This window comes from Wolbachia endosymbiont of Tuta absoluta (assembly GCF_059414725.1).
Window position 1 is genome coordinate 1 of record NZ_JBNRJY010000098.1, and the last position, 7,219, is coordinate 7,219.

5 protein-coding genes and 1 pseudogene are annotated in these 7,219 nt (G+C 34.1%); 4 read left to right on the plus strand and 2 right to left on the minus strand.

Going from position 1 to position 7,219, the window contains the following annotated elements; genetic code table 11:
• Positions 1–4 precede the first annotated feature (4 nt).
• Together ACJ5GX_RS01180 and ACJ5GX_RS01185 are read right to left on the minus strand one after the other, a co-directional pair.
• On the minus strand, positions 5–1,606 hold the full coding sequence (locus tag ACJ5GX_RS01180; RefSeq protein ID WP_230609265.1) for an OTU domain-containing protein: 1,602 nt from the start codon (positions 1,604–1,606) through the stop codon (positions 5–7).
• Positions 1,607–1,797: 191 nt separating this feature from the next.
• The gene (locus tag ACJ5GX_RS01185) at positions 1,798–2,538 is read right to left on the minus strand and encodes a DsbA family protein (RefSeq protein WP_052264650.1); all 741 of its coding nucleotides are present in this window, start codon (positions 2,536–2,538) and stop codon (positions 1,798–1,800) included.
• 339 nt (positions 2,539–2,877) lie between these two features.
• Between ACJ5GX_RS01185 and ACJ5GX_RS01190 the strand changes: the two genes are divergently transcribed.
• The 4 genes and pseudogenes from ACJ5GX_RS01190 to ACJ5GX_RS01205 form a co-directional block, all read left to right on the plus strand.
• Positions 2,878–4,761: a DUF3857 domain-containing protein gene (locus tag ACJ5GX_RS01190; RefSeq protein ID WP_052264651.1), complete on the plus strand. Its 1,884-nt coding sequence runs from the start codon at positions 2,878–2,880 to the stop codon at positions 4,759–4,761.
• A 47-nt stretch (positions 4,762–4,808) separates the two neighbouring features.
• Complete coding sequence (locus tag ACJ5GX_RS01195; RefSeq protein ID WP_052264652.1) at positions 4,809–6,296, plus strand: UbiD family decarboxylase; 1,488 nt, start codon at positions 4,809–4,811, stop codon at positions 6,294–6,296.
• A 40-nt stretch (positions 6,297–6,336) separates the two neighbouring features.
• Positions 6,337–6,864 (plus strand): phospholipase D family nuclease, encoded by a 528-nt coding sequence (locus ACJ5GX_RS01200; RefSeq protein WP_007301949.1) that lies wholly within the window; start codon positions 6,337–6,339, stop codon positions 6,862–6,864.
• An 84-nt stretch (positions 6,865–6,948) separates the two neighbouring features.
• A pseudogene (locus tag ACJ5GX_RS01205) lies at positions 6,949–7,219 on the plus strand (hypothetical protein); the annotation flags it as partial.

Here is a 7,219-nt window from a genome sequence, read left to right on the forward strand (position 1 = left end):
GATCTTAAATTTTTGAAGCTGCTTTATCAATCAGGCTATAAATTTTAAATCCCGTTTCTTCTAGAAAAGTAAAGGTGTTGTTTTCTCCTACCTTACCTTTCAGTTCGTTAATGTCTTGATGACTCTGCGTTAACTGATATACACAAACACATGCAATGGCTAAAGCAACTCCAGCAAGACATGCTAAAGGCATTGGTTGAGTAAAAACAGCAGCTATAGCAGATGCTGTGAATGCTATAGCTGTTATTACAGCAGCTATGCTATAAATAGCTTCTCTTCTGTAACTATTGATTAATTTCTTTTCTATTTCCTCTTGTTGTGTTTCTTGCCCTTGTTGATGAGAAATAGTAATTACTGTATCTGTATGAATTGGCTCACTAGCGCTGGTATTAATTCTCTCTTTTTGTGTTTCATGATCTTGCACAATTGCTGATTTGCTAGTTCTGATATTATATTGTTCTTCTTGCTCTGATTGATCAGAAGCAGAAGCTTCTGTAACCTCACCAAAGATTTCTTCATTAGAAACTGATTGATTTTCTGTTATATCAGAAGGGATTTTGCTAAGAAGTGGCACAAAATGCCTCATGTAATTCACTACTCCTACAGTTTTTTTGCTACTATCTATCTCTAGTTGATTGAGATTTATATCTTGTATAAAAACTTCTGGATCATCATCATGTCCTGTAATTTTAGTTACCGTAACTTTTTGACTATCTTCCTCTATTGAATAAATATAAAGTTCCACTTTGTACTTGTCGCATATCATTCTCCCTTCAATCTCTGGACGACCCCATATAGCTAGAGAATTAGTTTCTGTAGACATATTTTTAATGTTGTTTAGATATTTAGAAAAAGACTTGGAATTATCTGGCTTAATAGTAACTTTTTCTCCTTTTTCTTTTCCATCTTCGCTTATTTCTTCTTCATCTTCGCTTATTTCTTCTTCTTTATCTTTACTTGTTTCATATTCGTTATAGTCTTCTAGTAACAAATCATTATCTGTGCCATATCTACTTTTCAAAATCTCTAAAATCTTCCCTTCTCTATCTTCACGATATTCCTCTAGTAACCAGCTGAAAAACTCCTCTTCTGTATATTTGGTTATTATTTCTTCACCTTTACACCAGTCTGTTTGTGCAGATATGCCTTTTTCATCTTCACTATTTCTTTCCTTCGCTATTACTTTGCTATCCAAATTTCCTTCACCTACAAAATATCCTCCTTCTTCAGCATCTCCTGTTATTTTTTTATAAACCCACGAATTTGCATTTGCTCTAGCATAATTTTCACAATCTTCTCTTAATGATTTTGCGGTAAAACGATGACCAGGTTTTATATTTAGCTCATTCAATCCTTGAGCCACGGAGTCAAAAAAGCAATCTCCTTCTGATATAGAAGCTCCTATTTTTAGCTTTTCAGGATAAGCTCTCTTTAGCTCATTCAATAAACTACTTCTTTTTGTTTTTTGTGCCCGAAATTTATCAACTAGTCTTTCTAGCCTTTGAGAATAAAAAGAGTCTAGATTCTTAAATAAAAATTGACTTAATTTTGTGCTTTTTTCGACTTGCCGAAAAAGAGCAATTGGTTTTCTGTTGAAATTTTTCATGTTATAACTCCAAAATAATGATTGTATTTTAATAGATTAATCAGCCTAGGAAGGCTAATTACTTAAGGTCGTGCTGTGTTGCAAGCAAACATCACCTACTTTTCTTGAACTAATATGTAGCCTATACATATTGTTACTTAGTATATCTTAACTATACTTAAACTCTCTTATGCTGTCAAGCAGGGAATTTATTAATCTTTTAACTCATCCACTTTTTTGCGTAGCACATTTAAATCAGTTGCTCCTACAAAAAGACTATCTCCAATTATCAAAAAAGGTGTACCGCCTACTCCTAAATTCCTTACTAAAAGTTTGCTGTTGTTTATCATTTGCTCAATTTTGTCTGCATTATTTTTCATAGAGTTATTAAAATCGTTCTCGTTAATCCCTATATTTTTCACTATACCTAATATAGTTTTATCTGAAAATTCTCCTCTGTGATCTAGTGCAGCATAGTGAAAATCTAAGTACTTTTCTTTATCGATAAAATAAGTTGCTAAAGCACCTTTTGCTGCCTTTAAAGAATTGTTACCAAGTATTGGAGCATCTCTAAAGATATACTTAATTTTGCCATCATTGATCAATTGTTTTACATCGTTCTTTATAGCTTTGCAATATCCACAAGAATAGTCAAAAAAACCTACAGCTATGATATTGCTATTTTCATTTCCCGAGTAAGGATAAGTGGAGTCGAATATTTCATTTTTATGCTGAGAAATTTTATTTTTGGTTGCATTAGCATAACTATTTTTAGCTGACTCTTCCTGGAGAGCTTTTAGAACTCTATCAAAATTTTTACTGATGTAATTATCCAATCTCTCACCTATATAATCATCATTTAAGTTCTGACTGCGGTGTGAAAGCCAATTGTTTATTACTGGTAAACTTGCTACTGCAAGTATAAAAATCAATAAAAATGGTATCTTAGACATATACTTAGTTAAAGAATACAAATATTAAAGAAATGCTTAATGTTAAAACATTTTTATCAAGAAATGCAAACTTTATAAAATGAAATTTAAGATATTTTTGTAAAGTTCATCATAAGATTTGGTGATGAAAAATTTTGCAGAGTAAGGCATTTATAAAGATTTAGATAGTCTTTACCGCTATTTCTAGCAAATTGTAAGCAAAAAAGTTGATTATCTTGTAATCGCTGCATATAATATCGGTAAGCGCGTCGCTAAGTAATATGAACACACTAAGTCTTACATTTCCGATAGTGTTGTTCGGATATAATAGAATGATTTTTCAATAAATGTAAGTAAAAAATGAGGTTTTTAAAAGCTGTCTTTAACTTAGCAATGTTAGCATTTTTTGTAGCTTCGACAGCTGAAGCAAGGTGGAGTAAGTACGAAGATGCTTCTGTCGAGGTTAAGTTTTCTAATGTTAACATTAATGTTAATAGAGATGGTACCTACGAAACGGAAGTAGAACTACAAGCAAAAATACTCAAGGAGTCTGGGCGTGATAGATTTTCTCTATACAGTCTTGTTTACAATGATGATAGTGCAGATTTTACTGTTTTAGAGGCTAAAACAACTTACAACGGAGAAGAATATATAGTAACTGAAGACATGATGGAGGATAAACCGCTGGCTAGCCCTAGCAAAGGTTTCGATCAGTTAAGGCAAGTAACCATCTCATTCCCTAAAATAGAAATTGGTACGGAAGTATATTTAAGATATAAGCAAGTTAACAAAAAGGTTCCCGTTGATAATTTTTATGGCTTGAGCTTTTCGTATTATGGGGATTATTTACAAGCAGAAAATACTAAAATCAATTCTGAATTGCCTCTAGAGATTAAAGTTAATGATCCAAGAAGCGTATTAGAAATTGCTGAGGAAAAAAAGGATGATGTACATTCTATAAGCATTGCTTTAAAGAGAGCAGTTTATGAAAACACAACAAATGAACCACATAATGGAATATTGAACATAAAACACAACACTTGGGTATCACTTTCAAGCTTATCTGAATGGGAGGATTTAGCTAAAAAATTAGCTCCTGGATATCATAGCGTCATCAATCAGCCGCTTCCTGCAACTTTTGAAGCTATAGCAGAATTTGCTGCCAATGAGAGTACCGATGAGGAGAAAATTAATGCAGTTACTTCTTTATTGAATGAAAAAGTTCAGTACATGGGAGACTGGCGTACAGTGTCAGGAAAATTTTTTCCGAGAGATTTGGAGAAAATTGCTGATTCTCAAGTCGGGGATTGCAAAGACTTTTCTGCTAGCACGGCTGCTATTCTGCAAAAACTTGGTTATAAAGTTCAACCTATTTTAGTTATGAGAGGAACTACTAGCACTTCTAATCCTGAAGCATTACCTAATATGGGTAATTTTAATCATGTGATGCTCAAAGTAACAAATAGAGATGGAAAAATATATTGGATCGATCCAACTAATACCGTCAGTATGGCACAGGGTATTTTTCCAGACATTGCTGATAGAAACGCTTTAGTACTCGATTCTGAGGAAGCGGATTACATAAAAATTCCTGCTGTACAAGGTGAAAATTCAAAAGTGATATCCCATAGTGAATTAACTATAGAAGATAATGTTGTAAATGAATATGGCCAGCTTACCGTGCAAGGGGAAGCAGCCTTAGGCTTAACAGGGGTTGGATTGTATTATTCAAATGAGCAATTAAGGGATTCTGTTTTTCGTATGATTAGTGGAGTATATCTTGATGAAGAAGAAAAGAAGTTCTTAGAATTGCCTGACCTTACTTTACGTAATGTAGAAGATCTTACAATCAAATATGAGTTTCAGCAAAAAAATAAGATTTTTAAGACAAATCTAGGACCTGCTTTGAATTTAGGAGATAATTGGCTTAATGATGTTGTCAATACAGCTTCTGACCAAGTGTCAGATCTTTTTATTGGTGTTCCTAAAACTAAGGAAAGCCATATGATAATAAAAGATATCAAAATTAAAAATTGTGAAAATTTGAATTTTGAAATAAATTCTCCTTGGTTATATGTAAATAGGTTCTGTAAATATCAAAATGATGGAACCGAATTTAGCAATTTAATAACCATAAAGAAAAGCTTTATTACCAATGAAGAATTAAAGACTGCTGAATATAAAAACTTAAAAAGCGAATTGGAGAATAATTTTTCTAGAGCCTCTATAATAATAAGTGAATGAGTTGTGCTGGGAAAAGCACTTCTTAAAAGGCTTAAAATTTTTAAAATATGTACAATAACTTACGCGACTTCATCAGAGCATTAGAAGAAAAAAAAGATCTAATTAGAATTAAAAAAGAAGTTTCAACTATTCTTGAAATGACAGAAATTCATCGTAGGGTTTTGTCAAACAAGGGACCAGCTATCATCTTTGAAAATGTTGTCACAGAAAATGGCAAAAATTCAATTCCCGTTTTAGTGAATTTATTTGGTACTATTGAGAGAATTGCATTCGGACTTGGTATAAATTCTGATGAATTAAGGGATCTGGGTAAACTTCTAGCATTTTTGCGATCACCTGAGCCACCAAAAACCTTCAAAGATGCTGTGAAAATGTTTCCTCTACTAAAAGTTGTATTGTCGATGCGGAGCAAAGTTGTGAGCAAAGCCCCATGTCAAGAGGTGGTGCTAACTGGGGATGAGGTGGATCTTAGTTTGCTACCTATTCAGACATGCTGGCCAAACGAGCCTGCACCGCTTATCACTTGGCCACTTGTGGTAACAAAAGGACCAACAGCAGACAAGCAAGATAATTTCAATCTTGGAATATATCGTATGCAGGTTGTGAATAAAAAAACGACTCTCATGCGCTGGCTTGCACATCGTGGTGGTGCAGGTCACCATAAACGGTGGAAGGAGAGGGGACAAAATATGAAGTTTCCTGCGGCTGCTGTGATTGGTAGCGATCCTGCAACAATTATTGCTGCGGTAACTCCGGTGCCGGAGACTTTATCAGAATACCAATTTGCCGGGCTGCTGCGAAAAAAACCACTTGAGCTTGTAAATTGTAAAACTATTCCTCTTCAGGTTCCAGCTCATGCAGAAATTGTTTTGGAAGGATATGTAAGTTTGGATAATTACCAAGATGAAGGGCCATATGGAGACCATACCGGTTACTATAATGCTGTTGAACAGTTTCCTGAGTTTAACATCACTGCAATTACAATGCGCAAAGATCCAATTTATCTCAGCACTTTTACTGGCAAACCACCTGATGAACCATCAATTCTTGGTGAAGCACTCAACGAAATCTTTGTGCCGATTCTTATCAATCAGTTTCCGGAAATAGTAGATTTTTATCTGCCCCCAGAAGGTTGTTCATATAGAATAGCGGTAGTGTCGATAAAAAAGGCTTATCCAGGGCATGCAAAAAGAATTGTTATGGGCACACTATCTTTTCTCAAACAGTTCTTATACACGAAATTTATTATAGTTGTTGATTATGATATAAATATACGTGATTGGAAAGAGGTGATGTGGGCAATGTCAACAAGAATGGACCCTGTGCGTGATACAATTACGATAGAGAATGCCCCAATTGATTATTTAGATTTTGCTTCCCCTGAAAGTGGTCTCGGAGGTAAAATAGGGTTTGATGCAACAAACAAACTTCCACCTGAAACCAAACGAGAATGGGGAAGAAAAATTGAAATGAGCGAGGAAATAATAAAGAAAGTTACAGAGAAGTGGAAGGAATATGGGTTGACAGATGATTAAACTATGATGTAGACTACCGCCGTGTATTTAGGTGTGGTTTGTGAGGCTTTTATATCTTTTATTTTTGTCAGCATGTTTTTCTCTGTATTACTATGTGGGTCCTACATTCTCGCCTTGCCCAAAAGCAACAGTTTGCTTCTCACCTGAAGAAGACTGTGCTGTACCGATAATCAGCGAGATAGACCAATCTAAAGAATCTATCTTAGTTCAAGAATATACATTTACTCTTGGAACAGTTGCAAAATCTTTGATTAACGCCAAAGAGCGTGGTGTTGATGTTAAAGTCGTCTTAGATAAATCACAACTCCATTCAAAATATAGTGTCATAAGCGAATTGTTTTCAAATGGAATACCGATTTGGATCGATAATAAGCCAAAAATTGCTCATAATAAGGTAATAATTGTTGATAATCAAAAAGTCATCACAGGATCGTTTAACCTCAGTAAGACAGCTGAAAAGGGAAACGCTGAAAATTTATTAATTATTGAAAATTATCCTGAATTAGTCCAGCAGTATGTGAAGAACTGGGAAATACGAATGTCACAATCCTATCAATATGCTCCCTAGATACTTGATATCAAAAAAAGTCTTTTTATTGATAGATTTAATTTCTTGTGATATAATAAATTAAAAGGTTTTAAGGGGTAGGTAATGGACTACATAAATGATGCTGCTGATAGTTACGCTGCCATTCATGATTTTTTTCAAAATAATGGTGTTGGAGATTACAAAGTTCAATGCAATTATGGTGGTGTACCGTATGCTACTGACAAATATGTACATTCTGGAGACAAATTTTGGAGCAATAATTTTATAGACTCACATTTTGGAAGGGAAATAAAAATGTATCCTCAAAGTGAGCTTTTAGCTAAAGAGTATGCTGGTAATACACTACCGGTTTCAATATCACTAGACAAGGATC

Coding starts and splice junctions, on each gene's coding strand:
- ACJ5GX_RS01190 (WP_052264651.1), top strand. CDS start 2,878: ATGAGGTTTTTAAAAGCTGTCTTTAACTTAGCAATGTTAGCATTTTTT.
- ACJ5GX_RS01180 (WP_230609265.1), bottom strand. CDS start 1,606: ATGAAAAATTTCAACAGAAAACCAATTGCTCTTTTTCGGCAAGTCGAA.
- ACJ5GX_RS01195 (WP_052264652.1), top strand. CDS start 4,809: ATGTACAATAACTTACGCGACTTCATCAGAGCATTAGAAGAAAAAAAA.
- ACJ5GX_RS01185 (WP_052264650.1), bottom strand. CDS start 2,538: ATGTCTAAGATACCATTTTTATTGATTTTTATACTTGCAGTAGCAAGT.